Source organism: Rhizobium sp. NZLR1 (assembly GCF_017357385.1).
Lineage (GTDB): Bacteria > Pseudomonadota > Alphaproteobacteria > Rhizobiales > Rhizobiaceae > Rhizobium.
This window is the reverse complement of record NZ_CP071632.1, coordinates 3,568,397-3,587,526: the sequence shown is the minus strand read 5'-3', so window position 1 is coordinate 3,587,526 and position 19,130 is coordinate 3,568,397. Positions and strand designations below refer to the sequence as shown.

Below are 19,130 nucleotides of genomic sequence, written 5' to 3'. Positions count from 1 at the left end.
TCCATGTTCACCCCGGAGAGGGCTTTGATATGAACATCTCCAGATTCTTTGTCGACCGCCCGGTCTTTGCCGGCGTTCTTTCGGTCCTCATCGTGGTTGCCGGCCTGATCGGCCTGCGCTCGCTGCCGATTTCCGAATATCCGGAGGTGGTGCCGCCGTCGATTGTCGTGCGCGCCACCTATCCCGGCGCCAACCCGTCGGTCATCGCCGAAACCGTGGCGACGCCGCTCGAAGAGCAGATCAACGGCGTCGAGGGCATGCTCTACATGTCCAGCCAGGCGACATCCGACGGCGTGCTCAACGTGACCGTCACCTTCAAGCTCGGCACCGACGCCGACAAGGCGCAGCAGTTGGTGCAGAACCGCGTTTCGCAGGCCGAACCGCGGCTGCCGGCGGAAGTCCGTTCGCTCGGCATCACGACGGTCAAGAGTTCGCCCAACTTCATCATGGTCGTCAACCTCGTCTCCGACGGTGACAATCACGACATCACCTATCTTCGCAATTACGCGACTCTGAATATCAAGGATCGGCTTGCCCGCATCGCCGGCGTCGGTCAGGTGCAGGTCTTCGGCGCTGGCGATTATTCCATGCGGGTCTGGATCGACCCACAGAAGGCTGCCGAGCATAATCTCGCCGCGAGCGACATCAGCAACGCCATCAGTTCCCAGAACGTCCAGGCCGCCGCCGGCATCATCGGCGCATCGCCGAGCCAGCCGGGTGTGGATCTGCAGCTCAACGTGAATGCTCAGGGCCGCCTACGCACACCCGAGGAGTTCGGCAGCATCATCGTTAAGACGGGCGCCAGTGGCGAGATCACCCGCCTGCGCGATGTCGCCCGCATCGAACTCGGTGCCGCGGACTATACGCTGCGTTCGCTGCTCGACGGCAAGCCGGCCGTTGCCGTTGCCGTGCTTCAGGCGCCCGGTTCGAATGCGATCGAAATCGCCGACAATGTGCACGCCACCATGGATCAGCTGCAGCTCGCCATGCCCGAGGGCGTTAAATACGAGATCGTCTACGATACGACGAAATTCGTGCGTGCCTCGATCGAGAAGGTCATCGACACGCTGCTCGAAGCCATTGCGCTTGTTGTTCTCGTCGTCATCCTGTTCTTGCAGACATGGCGCGCCTCGATCATTCCGCTGATCGCGGTTCCGGTATCGATCATCGGCACCTTTGCGGTGATGTATGTCTTCGGCTTCTCGATCAACGCGCTCAGTCTGTTCGGGCTGGTGCTCGCGATCGGTATCGTCGTCGACGACGCGATCGTGGTGGTCGAAAACGTCGAGCGCAATATCGAACAGGGGCTGTCGCCACGGGCCGCCACCTACAAGGCGATGAAGGAAGTCTCCGGTCCGATCGTCGCGATCGCGCTGGTCCTCGTCGCGGTCTTCGTTCCGCTGGCCTTCATCTCCGGCCTTTCGGGTCAGTTCTATCGTCAGTTCGCACTGACGATCGCCATCTCGACCGTCATCTCGGCCTTCAACTCGCTCACCCTCTCGCCAGCGCTGGCAGCCCTTCTGCTGAAGGGCCATCATGAGCCGAAGGACTGGCTGACGCGCTTCATGGACGCCATCTTCGGCTGGTTCTTCCGTGGCTTCAACCGTGTCTTCGGCGCGGGCTCGAATGCCTACGGCAAGGGCGTGGGCGGATTGCTGTCGCGCAAGAGCATCGTCATGGTGATCTATCTGGCGCTGGTCGGTGCGACCTATAGCCTATTCAGTACGGTCCCCGGCGGCTTCGTGCCGTCTCAGGATAAGCAGTATCTGATCGGTTTCGCCCAGTTGCCGGACGCCGCAAGCCTCGACCGCACGGAAAATGTCATCAAGCGCATGACCGACATCGCGCTGGCGCAGCCGGGCGTTGCCAATGCGATCGCCTTCCCGGGCCTGTCGATCAACGGCTTCACCAACTCTTCGAATGCCGGCATCGTCTTCGTGACGCTGAAGGATTTCGAGGAGCGCAAGACGCCTGATCTCTCCGGGGGCGCCATCGCTATGGCGCTGAACCAGAAGTTCGGCTCCATTCAGGATGCCTTCATCGCCATGTTCCCGCCGCCGCCGGTCAACGGTCTCGGCACGACGGGCGGCTTCAAGCTGCAGATCGAGGATCGTGCAGGCCTTGGCAACCAGGCGCTCGACGAGGCCACCAAGGCAGTTCTTGCGAAAGCCTATCAGACGCCTGAGCTCGCCGGGCTGTTCTCCAGCTTCCAGATCAACGTGCCGCAGCTCTATGCCGATCTCGACCGCGCCAAGGCCGAGCAGCTCGGGGTTTCCGTCACCGACGTCTTCCAGACACTGCAGATCTATCTCGGTTCGCTCTATGTGAACGACTTCAATGCCTTCGGCCGCACCTACAGCGTCCGTGTGCAGGCCGATGCCAAATTCCGCGCTCAGCCGGAAGATATCGGCCAGTTGAAGGTCCGTTCGGCATCGGGTGAGATGATCCCGCTTTCAGCCCTGCTGAAGGTTGAGCCGAGCACCGGTCCGGAGCGCGCGAACCGCTACAACGGCTTCCTCGCTGCCGATATCAACGGCGGTCCGGCGCCGGGCTTCTCGTCCGGCCAGGCGCAGGCCGCTATCGAGAAGATCCTTCACGAGACCCTGCCTGCGGGTATCGACTTCGAATGGACGGATCTGACCTATCAGCAGATCCTTGCCGGTAACTCCAGTATCGTCGTCTTCCCGCTGGCACTGTTGCTCGTCTTCCTGGTGCTTGCCGCCCAGTATGAAAGTCTGACGCTGCCGCTTGCGATCATCATGATCGTGCCGATGGGTGTACTGGCCGCGCTGACAGGAGTCTGGCTCACCGGTGGAGACAACAATATCTTCACCCAGATCGGCCTTGTGGTGCTTGTCGGTCTATCGGCGAAGAACGCGATCCTGATCGTGGAATTCGCCCGCGAACTGGAGTTCGAGGGAAGGACACCGCGGGAGGCCGCGATCGAGGCCAGCCGCCTTCGTCTTCGCCCGATCCTGATGACCTCCCTGGCGTTCATCATGGGTGTCGTGCCGCTCGTCGTCTCCACGGGCGCCGGCGCGGAGATGCGCGCGGCCATGGGTGTCGCGGTTTTCTCGGGCATGATCGGGGTGACCTTCTTCGGCATCTTCATGACGCCCGTCTTCTACGTGCTGCTACGGCGGTTGACGGGCAACCGTCCGCTCGTCCAGCACAAGCCGGACGAGCACAAGGAAGAAGAGGCGGAGGTCATCCGGCTCGCGGCGGAATAAACAGAATTCAACCTTCCTTTGTCGAGTAAATCGGGCGGGAACTTCGGTTCCCGCCCGTATCGTTTTCAGGCCGATGCATCACCAAAATAGTTGCAACGGCGGGTGAGCGGGTTATCAAAGACGAACAACAGTTGGGAGGACTGAATGACAGGTTCGAGCAAAGGTCATGACGGGAGGCGGATCGCCTTTCTCGGCACCGGCCTGATGGGAGCGCCGATGGCGCGTCGGCTGCTTGGCGCGGGTTTTGCCGTCGCCGTCTGGAATCGTGATCCCAGCAAGGCCGAGGCCCTCGCAGGAGACGGCGCGATCTGCGCGGAAACACCCGCAGATGCCGTTTCAGGCGCTGATGTCGTCATCACCATGCTGACCAACGCCGAGGCGGTGAAGGACGTGCTGTTTAACCGCGGAGCGGTCGATGCGATGACATCAGGCGCCGTCGTTATCGATATGAGTTCGATCGCCCCGCATTTCGCCCGCGACCATTCTGCCAGGCTTTCCGAACGCGGTATCGCTCATGTCGATGCGCCGGTGTCCGGCGGCGTCGTCGGGGCGGATGCCGGTACGCTGGCCATCATGGCCGGCGGCGACAAGGACGTCGTCGATGCGCTTACAGATGTCTTTGCGCCGATGGGGCGCGTGACCCGCGTCGGCCCAAGCGGAGCAGGCCAGCTTGCCAAGCTTGCCAACCAGCAGATCGTCGCGGTAACGATCGGCGCCGTTGCCGAAGCGATGATGTTGATTACAGCCGGCGGCGGCTCGCCGGCAGCCTTTCGCGACGCCATTCGCGGCGGCTTTGCCGAGAGCCGTATCCTTGAACTGCACGGCAAGCGCATGGTCGAAAGGCAGTTTACTCCAGGCGGTTCGTCGAGCAACCAGTTGAAAGATCTGAACGCCGCCATGGAGACGGCCGACACCTTGTCGCTGACGCTGCCCCTGACTGCGACGGTGCACGCCGAATTCAGCGAATTCGTCGCAAACGGCAATGGCGAAAAAGATCATAGCGCCCTGCTCCTCCATCTCGAAGAGAAGAATGCCCTGCCGGGAGGAAAGAGGTGACTGACAGCCATTCTCCGAAGCGGCGCCTGCGTTCCCAGGATTGGTTCGACAATCCCGACCACATCGACATGGCAGCGCTCTATCTTGAGCGTTTCATGAACTACGGCATCACGCCGGAAGAATTGCGATCCGGCAAGCCGATCATCGGGATTGCCCAGAGCGGCAGCGATCTCACGCCCTGCAACAGGGTTCATGTCGAGCTTGCCACGCGCGTGCGCGACGGCATTCGCGATGCCGGCGGCATTCCGATCGAGTTTCCGACGCATCCGATCTTCGAGAACTGCAAGCGCCCGACGGCTGCGCTCGACCGCAATCTCGCCTATCTCGGCCTCGTTGAAATCCTCTACGGCTATCCGCTCGACGGCGTCGTGCTGACGACCGGCTGCGACAAGACCACGCCTTCGGCGATCATGGCTGCGTCGACGGTCGATATTCCGGCGATCGTGCTTTCCGGCGGTCCGATGCTCGACGGCTGGCACGAGGGGGAACTGGCGGGTTCCGGCACGGTGATCTGGCGGATGCGGCGAAAATATGCGGCAGGCGAGATCGATCGGGAAGAATTCCTGCAGGCGGCGCTCGATTCAGCGCCATCAGTCGGCCACTGCAATACGATGGGCACGGCTTCGACGATGAACGCCCTTGCCGAGGCACTCGGCCTTTCGCTGACCGGTTGCGGCGCCATTCCGGCCGCATATCGCGAACGCGGCCAGATGGCCTATCGTACCGGGCGGCGCGCCGTCGAAATCGTCTTCGAGGATCTGAAGCCGTCGGATATCCTGACCCGCGAGGCTTTCCTCAATGCCATCCGCACCAATTCGGCGATCGGCGGTTCCACCAACGCACAGCCGCATCTGGCGGCAATGGCGAAACACGCCGGCGTCGAACTTCATCCCGACGACTGGCAGGTGCACGGCTTCGATATCCCGCTGCTGGCCAATGTCCAACCGGCGGGCGCCTATCTCGGCGAGCGTTTTCATCGCGCCGGCGGCACGCCGGCGATCATGTGGGAATTGCTGCAGGCCGGAAAGCTCGATGGCGACTGTCGCACGGTGACGGGCAGGACGATGGCCGAAAACCTGCAGGGCAAGGAGGCGCGCGACCGCGAGGTTATCCGGCCATTCGCTGAACCGCTGAAGGAGCGAGCCGGCTTCCTTGTTCTCAAGGGCAATCTCTTCGATTTCGCGATCATGAAGATGAGTGTCGTCTCGGAGGATTTCCGCCGGCGCTACCTTCAGGAGCCGGCGCGCGAGGGCGTCTTCGAGGGCCGGGCGGTGGTTTTTGACGGGTCGGAGGACTATCACAAGCGCATCAACGATCCTGAACTCGACATTGACGAAAATACCATCCTTGTCATCCGCGGCGCCGGGCCGCTCGGCTGGCCGGGTTCGGCTGAGGTCGTCAACATGCAGCCGCCGGATCACCTGCTGAAACGCGGCATAAGCAGCCTGCCGACGATCGGCGATGGCCGCCAATCGGGCACGGCCGACAGCCCCTCGATCCTCAATGCTTCGCCGGAAAGTGCTGCCGGCGGCGGCCTCGCCTGGCTTCGCACCGGCGATGTCATCTGCATCGACTTCAATCAGGGGCGCTGCAACATGCTGGTCGACGAGACTGAAATCGAACGGCGCAAGGCAGAGGGAATTCCGCCGGTGCCGGCGGACGCGACGCCATGGCAGCAGATCTACCGCCGCTCGGTCACGCAGTTGTCCGACGGCGCAGTTCTGGAGGGAGCGGCGGAATTTCGTCAGATCGCCAAAAGACCGCCGCGGCACAACCACTGATCCTGAAGGGCGCCGTGGACTGCAAGTTCTCTGATCCAAAAGGGGAAAGTCGTAACGGACGGTTCACCTAGTGACTAGTTCGATCATCGGCACAAGGCTTCATTAATGCCGGCTTGAGACCATATTGCAATTATGGAAGCTCCTAAGGCTGAGACCGCGTTGCCAGAAAATAGACCCACACGATCCGAACAAGAGTTCCAGGATCTTCTGCGCCGGCTCGAACTCGCTCTCGATGCATCCCGGATCGGTGTCTGGGAACACAGCATCGCAAAGGGCGGGATCCTGTGGGATGCGCAGATGCACCGTCTCTACGAGACCGGCGAGACATGTCGGGACGTGCCGGCATGGTTATGGTCGAATGCGATCCATCCCGACGATCGTGAGCAGGCCGAACGCGACTTCGACCAGGCGATTGCAACACGCGGCGCCTATAATTCGCAATTCCGGATCGTACTGCCGAGCGGCGAAATCCGCTATCTGCGTTCACGCGCGCATTTCTATGTGGATGCAGAGGGGCTTCCCTCGTTCATCGGCGCCGAATGGGATGTGACTGCCGACATAGTGCTCAATGCCGAGCTCGCGCGACAGAAAATGGTGGCCGAGGCGAAGGCGGTGGCGCTCGAGGAAAGCAATGCGCGCATCGAGCACGTCGCCGATCACGATTATCTCACTGGCTTGCCGAACCGGCGGCTTCTCGACAAGCGGCTCACCGAACTGCCGGTTGACAAGAGCATCACGACGCTTGGCGTCCTGCATCTCGACCTCGACCAGTTCAAGCAGATCAATGACAGTCACGGCCATGCGGCAGGCGACGCCGTGCTCAGGGCCGCAGCGCTTCGCATCACCGCCGCCATTCCCGCAAATGGCATGGTCGCCCGCGTTGGCGGTGATGAATTCGTCATCGTACTGGTCAATTTCAGCGATCTCACTGAGCTGAAGCTGATCACCGAGGATCTTCAGCGTCGGCTGCGCAAGAAGATCCGCTTCGGCCACGAGATGCTGCAATCCGGCGCCTCGATCGGTGTTTCCTGGAGCGGCGATCGGCGGGCGCGCAACCTGCTTGCCGAATCCGATCTGGCGCTCTACCAGGCGAAGAAGCTCGGGCGCAACCGCGTCGAATTCTTCACGCGGCAACTACAGGAGGATCTGCGCGCCAAGCGCCGCCTCGCCGAAGAGCTCAAGCTGGGGCTGGAGCGCGGCGAGATCGTTCCCTACTATCAGGTGCAGCTTGACGCCCGGACCCGGGAAGTCATCGGCTTTGAGGCGCTGGCGCGCTGGAAACATCCCGACAAGGGCGTGCTCGCCCCAGGGATTTTCCTGAAGATCGCCGACGAGCACGGGCTTGCGGCGGAGATCGATGCGGCGATCCTCAAGAGCGTTCTCGAAGACCGGCTGTCCTGGCTGTCTCGCGGCCTTGCGGTTCCACGCATCGCCGTCAACATCTCGGGGTCGCGCCTTGCCGATCCGACATTGCTCGGCAAGCTGAGGAAGCTCGATATTCCGCCCGCCGCGATCGTCTTCGAACTGGTCGAGACGATTTTCCTCGACGACAGCGACGAAAGACTGCTCGATCATATCGGCGATATCAAACAGATGGGTATCGACATCGAGATCGATGATTTCGGATCGGGCCATGCCTCGCTCATCGGTCTCGTTAAGCTGCGGCCGAAACGGTTGAAGATCGACCGGCAGCTCATCGCCGAGGTTGTCAGCTCCGCCGAGCAGCGGCGCGTGGTGGGTTCGATCGTGGAAATCGCCAAGGCGCTCGACGTCGAGGTGATCGCCGAGGGCATCGAGACCGAGGCGCATGCCGTCGTGTTGGCGCAACTCGGCTGTGATGGCCTGCAGGGTTACGCGTTTGGTTATCCCGCACCGGCGGCCGAGACAGCGCGTCTTTTCTCGCCGATGGCGAGCGGGATCGAAAAGCAGAAGACCGTGATGAGCGGAACGGCCCGGTGATCCGTCGGCGCGGCGACCGCCGCCGCGCCCGGTTTCAACAGCGGTTTTCCCGGCTTGCGGAAGTGATTTCGGCCGAAATGCTTTTCTCTTTTTCGGAACGGCCAGGCGATATCTTTTCGGCGCGGCGTTTTATTCGCGCTCGCAGGAGGATAATTGGCGCGCAAGTAATTTTCTTGAGCTTGCATCGGCATTGTTTCATGGTAATGCGGAAACCAAGCTTTCTGCATTGCCTCGAAAAATGATTATACGCGTCGTCACGTCCATCAACGCGGCTCTCCATCATTCGCAGGTGCAATCGGGGAGTCGGGGACCTGACAATTACTTTGACATTGCCGGGATGGACTTGCGGGACATGCAATCTGGGAAAGTCGCATGAATTCGGAATTTGCCGTTCGTTCGATGCGGCCCGGCGAACTGGAACTCGTGCTCGAATGGGCGCGTCAGGAGGGCTGGAACCCAGGCCTCGATGATTCGCTTGCATTCATGGAGGCCGATTCGTCCGGATTCTTCGTCGGCGCCATCGGTGAAGTCCCCGTCGGTTCGATCTCGGTCGTCAAATATGGCGAGAGTTTCGCCTTCCTCGGCCTCTACATCGTTCATCCCGATTTCCGCGGCAAGGGTTATGGCAGGACGATCTGGGAGGCGGGCATCGCCAGCGCACACGATCGCACGATCGGCCTTGACGGCGTCGCCGCACAGCAGGATAACTACCGCAAGGCCGGCTTCGAACCCGCCTACTCCACCCTTCGCTACGGCGGCGTCGTCACCTCCTTGCCGGTCTCGACGCTTGCCGCGCAGCCGGTGCTGGATTCGCGCCTGGAAGGCCTGCAGCGTTATGATTCGGCGATCTTTCCGCAGCCGCGCGATGCCTTCCTCGCGGCCTGGTGCACCGGTCGCAAGGGTCGCCGCTCAGTAGTGGTACGCAAAAGCGGCAAGATCCGCGGTTACGGCACGATCCGCCGCTGCTACGAGGGCTACAAGATCGGCCCGCTTTTTGCCAATGATGCCGACAGCGCCGCAGCACTGCTTGCCGAATTGATCCCCGAGGCGAAGGGGGCTTCGATCTTCATCGATATCCCCGCGGAGAACCACGAGGCGGTCGCGCTTGCCGAAAGCCTCGGCCTTCAACCGGTGTTCGAGACGACACGCATGTATCGCGGGCCGGCGCCGGCCATCCCACTAAAGCATGTCTTCGGCGTGACGACTCTGGAGCTTGGATAGACCAATGCGCGTCGCGTCAAACTTGATTCATCCGAGGCGCTTTGGTTCTTTTGTTGAACCGCCGCGCACTTCCTGACATGCATCAATCCACCGGTGAGGCGGGAACAGTCGCGGCCGAAGCTTTCGGCCGGCCTTTTTCGGCGATCGCGATGCCGCCCAAGGTCAACACCAGCGCGATCACATGGAAGGACTGCAGCGTCTCGCCGATCAGGACGACGGAGAGCAGCGTTCCGAACACCGGCACGAGATTGATGAACAGGCCGGCCCTGTTGGCGCCGATAGCCACGACACCCTTGATATAGAGGATCTGCGCCACCAGCGAGGGAAAGATCGCCGTGTAGAGCGTGATGATCCAGCCAGCATGGTCCGGCCATTGCGCGGCATCGCGGCCGGCTTCCCAAAGGAGCAGCGGCACCGAGGTCAGCATGGCTGCAAATGCCGGGATCGCCATCAGCGTGCGCCAGTCGAGCGGCGGTTTCCAGCGCAGGAAGATCGTGTAGACCGAATAGGCGGCAATGGCGATCAGCATCAGCCCATCACCGCGGTTGAGGCTTAATTGCAGCAGCGTTGTCAGGTCGCCATGAGCGGCGGTCAGAGCGACGCCGATCAGCGTCAAGCCGAAGCCGAGACATTGGGCCAGCGAAATGCCAGTGCGGAAGAACATGAAATTCAGCAGGAAGATCAGCATCGGGATGCCGGCCTGCTCGATGGCGACATTGATTGCCGTCGTATATTGCACGGCCGAATAAAGCATGGCGTTGAAAAGCGTGTAGCCGATGACGCCGTAGAAAAAGAGCAACGGCAGGTTCTTCCTGACCACCGGCCAGTCCCTCTTGAGCTGGGGCACCGAGATCAGGGCGATCAGCGCCACGGCGATAAACCAGCGCAGGAAGGTCAGCATCATCGGGCTGATATGCCCGAGTGCGAGCTTGCCGGCGACGGAGTTGCCGCCCCAGCAGAGGGTGGCGATAACGAGGCAGATGTAGGCCCTGGCTTGCAAAAGCGTTCTTCCCATCTTTCCGCGATCGCCGCGCGGCGTTTTGTGACGGGCAATAACCTGCCGGCTGCTGATTTGTCACGTAAAAAGCCCAATCACCTGTGACAACAGGGTCGCTTTCCCAAAAACAAAGCTTTATAGATGCGCGGGTTTGAGCAGGTGTGCGGTTTTCCGCCGGTAACAGGAAGAGTTGGATGACGAACGTAGTCGTGGTCGGTTCGCAATGGGGTGACGAGGGCAAGGGCAAAATTGTCGACTGGCTTTCGGAGCGTGCGGATATTGTCGTGCGCTATCAGGGCGGACACAATGCCGGCCACACGCTCGTCATCGACGGCACGAGCTACAAGCTGTCGCTGCTGCCGTCCGGTGTCGTGCGCCCGGGCAAGATGGCGGTGATCGGCAACGGCGTCGTCGTCGACCCGCATGCGCTGATCGCCGAGATCGGTCGACTGGAGGCCCAGGGCGTGACGGTGACGCCTGATAATCTGCGCATTGCCGACAATGCGACGCTCATCTTGTCGCTGCACCGCGAGCTCGATGCGATGCGCGAGGATGCGGCATCTAACAGCGGCACCAAGATCGGCACGACACGCCGCGGCATCGGTCCGGCCTATGAAGACAAGGTCGGCCGCCGCGCCATCCGGGTGATGGATCTTGCCGATCTCGACAGTCTTGCCGGCAAGGTCGACCGTATTCTGACGCATCACAATGCGCTTCGCCGCGGCCTCGGCGTCGCCGAAGTCAGCCACCAGACGATCATGGATGAACTGACCTCGGTCGCCGATCGGGTGCTGCCGTTCCGTGATACCGTCTGGCTCTTCCTCGACAAGGAGCGCCGCAAGGGCTCCCGTATCCTCTTCGAGGGCGCGCAGGGCACCCTGCTCGATATCGATCACGGCACCTATCCTTTCGTGACCTCGTCTAACACCGTGGCCGGCCAGGCCGCGGCCGGTTCCGGCATGGGACCGGGCTCGCTCGGCTATATTCTTGGCATCACCAAGGCCTATACGACGCGCGTCGGCGAAGGTCCGTTTCCGACCGAGCTGAAGGACGCCATCGGTGAGTTCCTTGGCGAAAAAGGTCATGAGTTCGGCGTGGTGACCGGGCGCAAGCGGCGCTGCGGCTGGTTCGATGCCGCACTCGTGCGCCAATCGATCGCCACCAACGGCATCACGGGTATCGCGCTGACTAAGCTCGACGTGCTCGACGGCCTCGAGGAATTGAAGATCTGCGTCGGCTACATGCTCGACGGCGAACAGATTGATCATCTTCCGGCAAGCCAGGGAGCGCAAGCTAGGGTCGAACCGATCTACATCACGCTGGAGGGGTGGAAAGAATCGACCGTCGGCGCCCGTAGTTGGGCGGATCTGCCGGCGCAGGCGATCAAATATGTTCGCCAGGTCGAGGAACTGATCGGGGCGCCCGTCGCGCTCCTTTCCACGAGCCCGGAGCGGGATGACACGATACTTGTGACCGATCCGTTTGAGGATTAAGCTCACGGGTCACTGTGGAGGATAGTTCGGTAGGGTGCCGGACTTCTTGAGAAAGTACTGATGGCGGATTTTATTGCAGTTATTCGGCGGGCCGTCGACGGCCTGGCTGAAAATACCCCCGAGATGCGGGTGAAAGTCTACGAACGTGCCCGCGGCGCAGTGCAGCGGCAGCTCGAGAACATGAAGCCGCGTCCGCCGGAAGCCATGCTGCAACGCCAGCTCGAAAAACTCGAGGCCGCCATCCGCGAAGTGGAAGGCGAACACTCCGAAGCGCTGCCGCTCGAGGCGGCGGTTGCCGCGGTCCCCGCGCCGGAATCTTCGGAAGAACAAACGGTTCACGACGAAAGCGAACCAACACCTGCGCCTGTCGTCGAAGAGCCGACCTACGAAGCCTCTGCGGAACCGCAGGCGGTTGAGCCCGCCGACGAGCCGGATCACCTGGAGGCAGCCGCGCCGCAGGAGCCCCAGGAAAAGCTGGCGGACGAGGAACCTCTCTCCGAGCAAGCGCGCAGCCTCCCGGAGACGTCTGTTGCGGCCGAGGCCACCGCTCCCGCGCAGGCAGAGACACCCGTTCCTGCCGAAACATACTGGCATCCCTCGCATGAAGAGGAAGCGCCGGCCGAGGAATGGCATTCCAGCGAGGGGCGCGACATCGCTGCGGAGGCTTGGCCTGCAGATGATGAGCGCTGGGAGCCGCCTGCCGAGAATCGCAACGAGGAATCCGGCGAATATCATCCCGACGAGCAGCATCCCGCAGAGGCCGAAGAACTCGCGGCCGAACCGGCGACGGTGGAAAGCGAGGAGCCGGCTGCCGAGAAGGCGTACGAGCCTATCGACGCCTCCCAACGCGTCGCGCGCGGCCTAGACCATGCTGCCCATCGGCTGGTGGAGCCGGTTGCAGAGTTCGATCGTCCGCAGGAATTCGTCGAGCACAGCCGCGAGGAGCCGCTGCAGGCCGATGCCGCAGCGCATTTCGATCCCGTCTGGAGCGAGCCCGCCGCCGAAACGCCGGCTCCGGCGCCGAAGGATGCCGAGACCGAATGGGCGCAAGAGGAACTCCGGCAATATTCGGAAACGGCGCCAGTCACCGCCGACGTCTCGGCACGCGCCTTCGAAGAGGTGATTTCGAGCCTCGAAAAAGTCGCGCCTGCGGCCGTCATGCCGACGGCCAAGGAAAGTTTCTCCTGGGAGACCGCAGCCTTCGACGATCTGCCGCCGATCGACGCCGGCAGCAGCAAGAAGACGCCGGTGGCCTCGCATTTCGACGATGTCGATATCTTCGCGGAAGTGCACAACGGCAAGCCGGCGCCTGCAAGCGGCGCGCCGAGCGAGGAATGGCGCGAGGCGAAGGCGCTGCGCGGCTACGACCGCCGCGGCTCGGTCGCCACTGACGATGATGACGCCAATCCGGCGATGGACATCGATCGGATCGTCGCTTCCAAGCTGCAGGGCAAGAATTTCCGGATGGAGCCGAAGCGCCGCCGCTTCGGCATCGGCACCGTGATCACACTCATCTTCGCACTCATCTTGATTGGTGGCGGCGCCTATGCCGGCTGGATGAACAGAGAGGCGCTGGTGGCGATGGTCGACGGGCTCGTCAGTTCGGCACCGTCGCAGGCGACCAAGAACGAGACGCCGCCGCCGGCTAACTCCGCGACGCCTGCCCAGCCGGGCGCGGTGGCGCCAGCTCAGCCGACCACGCCAGGAGCACAGAATACCCCAGTGGCGCCGGCCCAGCCGAACCCGCAGGTGGCGTCATTGAACAATGACGGCGCCGTGGCCAATTCGAAATTCACTCAGCGGCTGCTGATGGATGGAACCGAGGTCGACAGCGGACCGGCGACGGTGCCGGGAACGCCGACCGCGGAAGGAAAATCGGTCGCCGAACAGAATGTCGCTGCAGCCGATACGCCGCCTGCCAGCGCCCAGGGCGATGTCGCACCAGCCGAAACGCTGACGCCGAACGGCCCGGCGGCATCTCCGCAGCAGACCGCCCCCGTCGGTTCGTCGCAAAAGATGTTCCTCTATGAGGAACGTATCGGCCAAAGCTCGCCAACCGCGATCGAGGGATCCGTCGTCTGGAGTGTGCAGCACGAGGCCGGTCAGGACGGCCGCCAGGAGGCGACGGTACAAGGCAACGTCACCGTGCCGGAACGCAATCTCTCGGCACTCGTCACTTTCAAACGCAATTCCGATCCGTCGCTGCCGGCAAGTCATCTGGTCGAGATCGTTTTCTCGGTGCCGCCGAATTTCGAAGGCGGCAGCATCGACAGCGTCCAGCGCATCTCGATGAAGCGCACAGAGCAGGACCGCGGCGACGCGCTGATCGCGGTTCCGGCCAAGATCACCGACGATTTCCACATGATCGCGCTCAACGACTATCCCGATGCGCGCAAGGCCAATCTCGATCTGATGGCGACCCGTAGCTGGATCGATATCCCAGTCACCTACCGCAACGGTCGCCGCGCGCTACTGACGATGGAAAAGGGGGGCACGGGAACGGACGCCTTCAATACCGCGATCAAGGAATGGACTGCGCTCGGGGATGTTTCGACGAGTCAGTGATGGTCGTCCGCAATGCCAGCTTTCCCGGCCTTTGACAGGGTGCCGAGGCTGCGAAAAGAGAATGAAACAGAAAGGCGGGCCGCAAGGACCCGCCTTCTTCAATTCTAAAGCGCGTCGCATCAAAACGCGATTTATCGGGCGCATTCTAATGTCGTTATTCCGGAACCACTACGCACTTCCGGGCGACATGCATTCTCACGCGGCAGGTCTATGCCGTTGCTTCGACGACGCGGACGGCCTTGGCGCGTTCCTGGGCTTCCTTGCGGACAGCATCCTGCACCTTTTCGAAGGCGCGGACCTCGATCTGACGGACGCGTTCGCGGCTGATGTCGAATTCGGTCGAAAGGTCTTCCAGGGTCACCGGATCCTCGGCGAGGCGACGAGCCTCGAAGATACGGCGTTCGCGCTCGTTCAGCACGCTCATCGCTTTCGCCAGCATACGCCGACGGGTATCGAGCTCATCCTGTTCGATCAGCACGTCTTCCTGGCTGTCATGGTCGTCCACCAGCCAATCCTGCCATTGGCCGCCGTCACCTTCGGCCGCCTTGATCGGCGCGTTCAGCGAAGCGTCGCCGGACAGCCGGCGGTTCATCGAAATGACCTCCTCCTCCGAGACTTTCAGCTTGGTGGCGATTTCGGAGACGTGCTCCGGCTTCAAGTCGCCGTCATCAATTGCCTGGATACGGCCTTTCAGCCGGCGCAGGTTGAAAAACAAGCGCTTCTGGTTGGCGGTCGTGCCCATCTTCACGAGCGACCATGAACGCAGAATATATTCCTGGATCGAGGCCTTGATCCACCACATAGCATAGGTGGCAAGGCGGAAGCCGCGTTCGGCATCGAATTTCTTGACGGCTTGCATCAGACCGACATTGCCCTCGGAGACGACTTCGCCGATCGGCAAGCCGTAGCCGCGATAACCCATCGCGATCTTTGCGACGAGGCGAAGATGGCTGGTAACGAGCTGGTGGGCGGCGTCGCGATCACCGTGCTCGGCATAACGCTTGGCGAGCATATATTCTTGCTGCGGCTCAAGCATCGGAAACTTGCGGATTTCGTCGAGGTAACGATTGAGACCGGCTTCGCCGGCGGTAATGGACGGCAAGGTATTTCGGGCCATAGTGCACCCTCCTAAAGTGGCTTCCGGCTCCCGTCGGCAACGCGTTCTCGCGTTAAAAAAGGCAAACCGGGACATGCGGCTCTACTGCAAGCCCGCACTAAGTCAACATACAGATAAGTGTGGCGAAACGGCGGTTCAAGGTGCCGCTCACGCAGGTGTGAGATGGGGTCGAAGACGCCTCTATCCTCGCAATGACTCGACCAGTTCTACCATATCATCCGGTAGCGGCACTTCGAAACGCATGATTTCGCCGGTGCGGGGATGCTCGAACTGCAACATGAAGGCATGCAGCGCCTGGCGGCCGAAACCGTTGACGACCTTGCGGATTTCTTCGGGCAGGATATTGGCCTTGGTCTTGAAGCCAGCGCCGTAAACCGTGTCACCAAGCAGCGGATGGCCGATATGGGCCATATGGACACGGATCTGATGGGTGCGGCCGGTTTCGAGGTGGCACTCGACCAGTGAGGCAAGCGCGGTCGCGTCGGGTTTTTCTTGGAAGCGCTCGACCACCTCGTAATGGGTGATCGCCTCGTCGGCGTCATGACTGTCGGGGCGCTTGACGGCGCGGCGCGTGCGATCGCCGGTGGCGCGGCCAAGCGGCGCGTCGACCGTGCCCGTCAGCGTGCGGGGCCGGCCCCAGACGACGGCCTGATAGGCGCGCTCGAGCGGCATGCTGCGGCCATGGTCGGCAAATTGGAGCGAGAGGTGGCGATGGGCAATGTCGTTCTTGGCGACGACCATGACCCCTGTCGTGTCTTTGTCTAGACGGTGGACGATTCCAGGCCGGCGCACGCCACCGATGCCGGAGAGCGTATCGCCGCAATGATAGATCAGCGCGTTGACCAGCGTCCCCGTCCAGTTGCCAGGCCCGGGATGGACGACGAGACCGGAAGGCTTGGAGATGACGATGACGTCGTCGTCCTCATGGAGGATATCGAGGGGAATATCCTCGCCTTGCGGCGTCGGGTCTTCCGGCTCGGGAAGCGTGATCTCGAAACTGTCGCCATTGCGCACCTTGCGCTGGGGGTCGGTGACGGGTTCGCCGCGCAGAAGAACCTGGCCGTCCTTGATCAGCGCCTTGATGCGGCTGCGCGAAAATTCCTCGGCGACCTGTGCCGTCAGCCAAGTGTCGAGCCGGCCTTCTGCGGTTTCGTCGGCGGTCAGGACTTTTCTATTGCCGGCTGCTTGTTTAAAGGGGTCGCTCAAGACGCTTCTTCTCCGACGTATTTTTAGAATGGGACGCACAGATGACAGCTATCGAGCCAGACGATCAGGAAGAGAAGCCCCTTGATCCGGCGATGGAAAGTGTCCGGCGCAAGATGGTCCGCCTGCAGATCGTTTCCGGCGCCATCATGTTCGTGAGCCTTATGGCGGTCTTCGGGGCGGTTGTCTACAAGACGATGCACAGCGAACCGAAGGACACGGCCGTGACGATTTCCACCTCCGGCGTGCCCTCGGATGCGCCGCTTTCGGCGACAGTTTCCCTGCCGCTCGGCTTCAAGGTGCAGTCCACTTCGTTTTCTGCAGGGCAGATCCTGTTTTACGGCGAGACGGCCGAGGGCAAAAGTAAGGCGCTGGTCTTCGATCTCAGGACTGGCCGCACCGTCGCCGATCTCACCGTCTCGGGCAATTGAGGCCGGCATGGCCGCCGTCCCGATCACCATCGACAGCGCCGACGATCCGCGCGTCGCGGAATTCCGCAACATCCGCGAGCGTGACCTGACAGGCCGAGAGAACCGCTTCATCGCCGAAGGCACTGTCGTGCTGCGCATGCTCGCCGAGGCGCACCTGGGAGACCGCGGCTTTTTCGCCGAGAAGATCCTGCTGCTGCGCAACCGCGTCGACGGCGTTCTGCCGATCCTGGAACGACTGCCGGCCGACGTGCCGGTCTTTGTCGCCGAGGCTGATGTGCTTAACGGCGTCGTCGGTTTCCATCTGCATCGCGGCGTACTCGCACTCGGCCGGCGGGAGGATCGCGGGGAGGCGGCACTTCTCGACGCGCTGCCGGAACGGGCGCTGGTTCTCGTCGGCTGCGGCATCTCCAATCATGACAATGCCGGCTCGATGTTCCGCAATGCAGCCGCCTTCCGGGCCGATGCAGTGCTCTTCGATGAAACCAGCTGTGATCCGCTCTACCGCAAGGCGCTGCGTGTCTCGGTTGGTTCGGTGCTGAGCGTTCCGCACCGGCGCGGTGGCAAGGCACTGGATATGCTTCTGGCACTTGCCGACCGGGGCTTTGCCATCTGGACGCTTTCGCCGCACGGCAAGACCGATATCCGCGCTATTCCGGCTTCAATGCGTATGGCGCTCGTCGTCGGCACGGAGGGGGAGGGGTTACCGGAGGCGCTGCTTGCGCGCTTTCAGAGCGCGCGCATTCCACAGTCGGAGGAACTCGACAGCCTTAACGCCGCGACGGCGACGGGGATCGCTCTATTTTCCATGGCTTCCGCGATGGGTCGGATCTAAATTATAGCGTCTTTTTAGACACACGAAGGACGCCGTAGCATATTGAATTGCTGCAGGTCTCAGCGCTGGGGATCGGCGATGATCGCCGTTGCCCGGTCGGCAAGGCTGACGCGATCGTTCGGGCTCTTTTCCGCAGCCTCCGCGAGAAGCGTGCGGATCGGCGATGAGGGACCTTCATTGAGTGCGGTCAGCGCCACCATGTTGGCGGCGATCGAGGCGATCTCCTCGCGGATCGTGCCATCGCGCCCGGGTACGGCCTTTGCGTTTTGCAAGCGCTCGGCAAGGGCGGCGCTGCGTTTGCGGACATCCTGGCCTATCTCAGCCGTGCCAACGGCGGCGTCGAGCGTGACTGTCGTCGTATCTTCGGCCGCCATCTCCGCCGGCAACTCCGCGGCCATCCCGGCAAGACCGGCGTCGCGCAGCACGCGGTTGACCTTGCGGATCTCGGCATTGGCGGCCTTCAACTGTTCCTTCAACTTGACGATCTCCTGCTGGCGGCGAGTGACCAGGGTTTCTTTTTCGGCGGCCGACGCGCTGTCGCGCGCGGCCTTATCCTCCAGGCGGATCACCATGTGCTGCTGCTGCGTCAATTTCTGTTCGGCATCCTTGGCACGCTTCTGCAGCAGGGTGACGTCCTGGCGCAACGTGTCTCGTTCGTCGCGCAAGGCGTTGGCGCGAAATTTCAGGCTCTCCGCCTCGGTTTCGCGTGCAGCCAGGTCGATCCTCAGTCCATCGGTCTGTTCGCCGAGCTTGCTCAGCCGCGTCCTCATCGTCGCCAGTTCGCTCTCCTTGTTGGCAACGGACTGTTCGGCAATATGCAGATTGGTCTTCAACTGACTGATATAATTCTCGTCCTTGCGCAGATGCGAGCGCTGCTCGGCGGCCTCGACATGCATCTCGCCGATCTGGGCCTGCAATTCGCCGATATCGGCGGCAAGCCTGCCTGCATCGACGGCAAGCGCGTCGTGGCGAAGCTGGAGCGAAAGGGATTTTTCCCGCTCACGCAGAAGGTCCTGGGCGGTCCGGGCATTTTCAGCGGCATAGAGCGCGCGCACCATATCCTTCTGGGCGCGAACCTCCTGCGGGCTTAGCGGCATGGTCGCCTTCAAGCGGTTCTCGGTATACCAGACAATGCGGCGGTGAACGGCGGGTGAGACCAGAAAAACGAGGAAGGCCGCGGTCAGGAAGCCCAATCCGAACAAGAGAGCATATTCGATCACGGCGCGGCCATCGATTCGAAGGTTG

Annotated in this window: 13 protein-coding genes; 9 read left to right on the top strand and 4 right to left on the bottom strand. The window is 62.0% G+C overall.

What is annotated here, in order from left to right; genetic code table 11:
- Positions 1-29: 29 nt before the first annotated feature.
- The 5 genes from J3O30_RS17800 (at position 30) to J3O30_RS17780 (ending at position 9,247) form a co-directional block, all read left to right on the top strand.
- Positions 30-3,230, top strand: a complete 3,201-nt coding sequence (locus J3O30_RS17800; RefSeq protein WP_207581555.1) for an efflux RND transporter permease subunit — start codon at positions 30-32, stop codon at positions 3,228-3,230.
- A 144-nt stretch (positions 3,231-3,374) separates the two neighbouring features.
- Complete coding sequence (locus J3O30_RS17795; protein ID WP_207581554.1) at positions 3,375-4,286, top strand: NAD(P)-dependent oxidoreductase; 912 nt, start codon at positions 3,375-3,377, stop codon at positions 4,284-4,286.
- Positions 4,283-6,067 carry an IlvD/Edd family dehydratase gene (locus tag J3O30_RS17790; RefSeq protein ID WP_207581553.1) on the top strand — a complete coding sequence of 595 codons (1,785 nt, stop codon included), beginning with the start codon at positions 4,283-4,285 and terminating at the stop codon, positions 6,065-6,067. The genes J3O30_RS17795 and J3O30_RS17790 overlap by 4 nt, the downstream gene beginning before the upstream one ends.
- 132 nt (positions 6,068-6,199) lie before the next feature.
- A complete protein-coding gene (locus tag J3O30_RS17785; protein WP_207581552.1) occupies positions 6,200-8,026 on the top strand; it encodes a GGDEF domain-containing phosphodiesterase in 1,827 nt (608 codons plus the stop codon).
- A 372-nt stretch (positions 8,027-8,398) separates the two neighbouring features.
- Complete coding sequence (locus tag J3O30_RS17780) at positions 8,399-9,247, top strand: GNAT family N-acetyltransferase (RefSeq protein WP_207581551.1); 849 nt, start codon at positions 8,399-8,401, stop codon at positions 9,245-9,247.
- 82 nt (positions 9,248-9,329) lie between these two features.
- Here the strand turns inward: J3O30_RS17780 and J3O30_RS17775 are convergent, their stop codons facing one another.
- Positions 9,330-10,247 carry a DMT family transporter gene (locus tag J3O30_RS17775; RefSeq protein ID WP_207581550.1) on the bottom strand — a complete coding sequence of 306 codons (918 nt, stop codon included), beginning with the start codon at positions 10,245-10,247 and terminating at the stop codon, positions 9,330-9,332.
- A 191-nt stretch (positions 10,248-10,438) separates the two neighbouring features.
- Here J3O30_RS17775 and J3O30_RS17770 point away from each other — a divergent pair, with 191 nt between their 5' ends.
- Positions 10,439-11,737, top strand: a complete 1,299-nt coding sequence (locus J3O30_RS17770; RefSeq protein ID WP_207581549.1) for an adenylosuccinate synthase — start codon at positions 10,439-10,441, stop codon at positions 11,735-11,737.
- Positions 11,738-11,797: 60 nt separating this feature from the next.
- Positions 11,798-14,302, top strand: coding sequence for a hypothetical protein (locus J3O30_RS17765; RefSeq protein ID WP_207581548.1), 2,505 nt, complete (start codon positions 11,798-11,800; stop codon positions 14,300-14,302).
- Positions 14,303-14,510: 208 nt separating this feature from the next.
- Here the strand turns inward: J3O30_RS17765 and rpoH are convergent, their stop codons facing one another.
- Positions 14,511-15,419: an RNA polymerase sigma factor RpoH gene (gene rpoH, locus J3O30_RS17760; RefSeq protein ID WP_007630673.1), complete on the bottom strand. Its 909-nt coding sequence runs from the start codon at positions 15,417-15,419 to the stop codon at positions 14,511-14,513.
- A 180-nt stretch (positions 15,420-15,599) separates the two neighbouring features.
- Positions 15,600-16,625 carry an RluA family pseudouridine synthase gene (locus J3O30_RS17755; protein WP_207581547.1) on the bottom strand — a complete coding sequence of 342 codons (1,026 nt, stop codon included), beginning with the start codon at positions 16,623-16,625 and terminating at the stop codon, positions 15,600-15,602.
- A 41-nt stretch (positions 16,626-16,666) separates the two neighbouring features.
- On the opposite strand from J3O30_RS17755, the gene J3O30_RS17750 reads away from it, so the two are divergent.
- Both J3O30_RS17750 and J3O30_RS17745 read left to right on the top strand, forming a co-directional pair.
- Entirely contained in the window at positions 16,667-17,053 is a 387-nt protein-coding gene (locus J3O30_RS17750) for a hypothetical protein (protein WP_207581546.1), read from the top strand.
- Between the two features lie 7 nt (positions 17,054-17,060).
- A complete protein-coding gene (locus J3O30_RS17745; RefSeq protein WP_207581545.1) occupies positions 17,061-17,885 on the top strand; it encodes an RNA methyltransferase in 825 nt (274 codons plus the stop codon).
- 59 nt (positions 17,886-17,944) lie between these two features.
- On the opposite strand, the gene J3O30_RS17740 is transcribed toward J3O30_RS17745, so the two are convergent.
- The gene (locus J3O30_RS17740) at positions 17,945-19,105 is read right to left on the bottom strand and encodes a hypothetical protein (RefSeq protein ID WP_207581544.1); all 1,161 of its coding nucleotides are present in this window, start codon (positions 19,103-19,105) and stop codon (positions 17,945-17,947) included.
- Between the last annotated feature and the right edge of the window lie 25 nt (positions 19,106-19,130).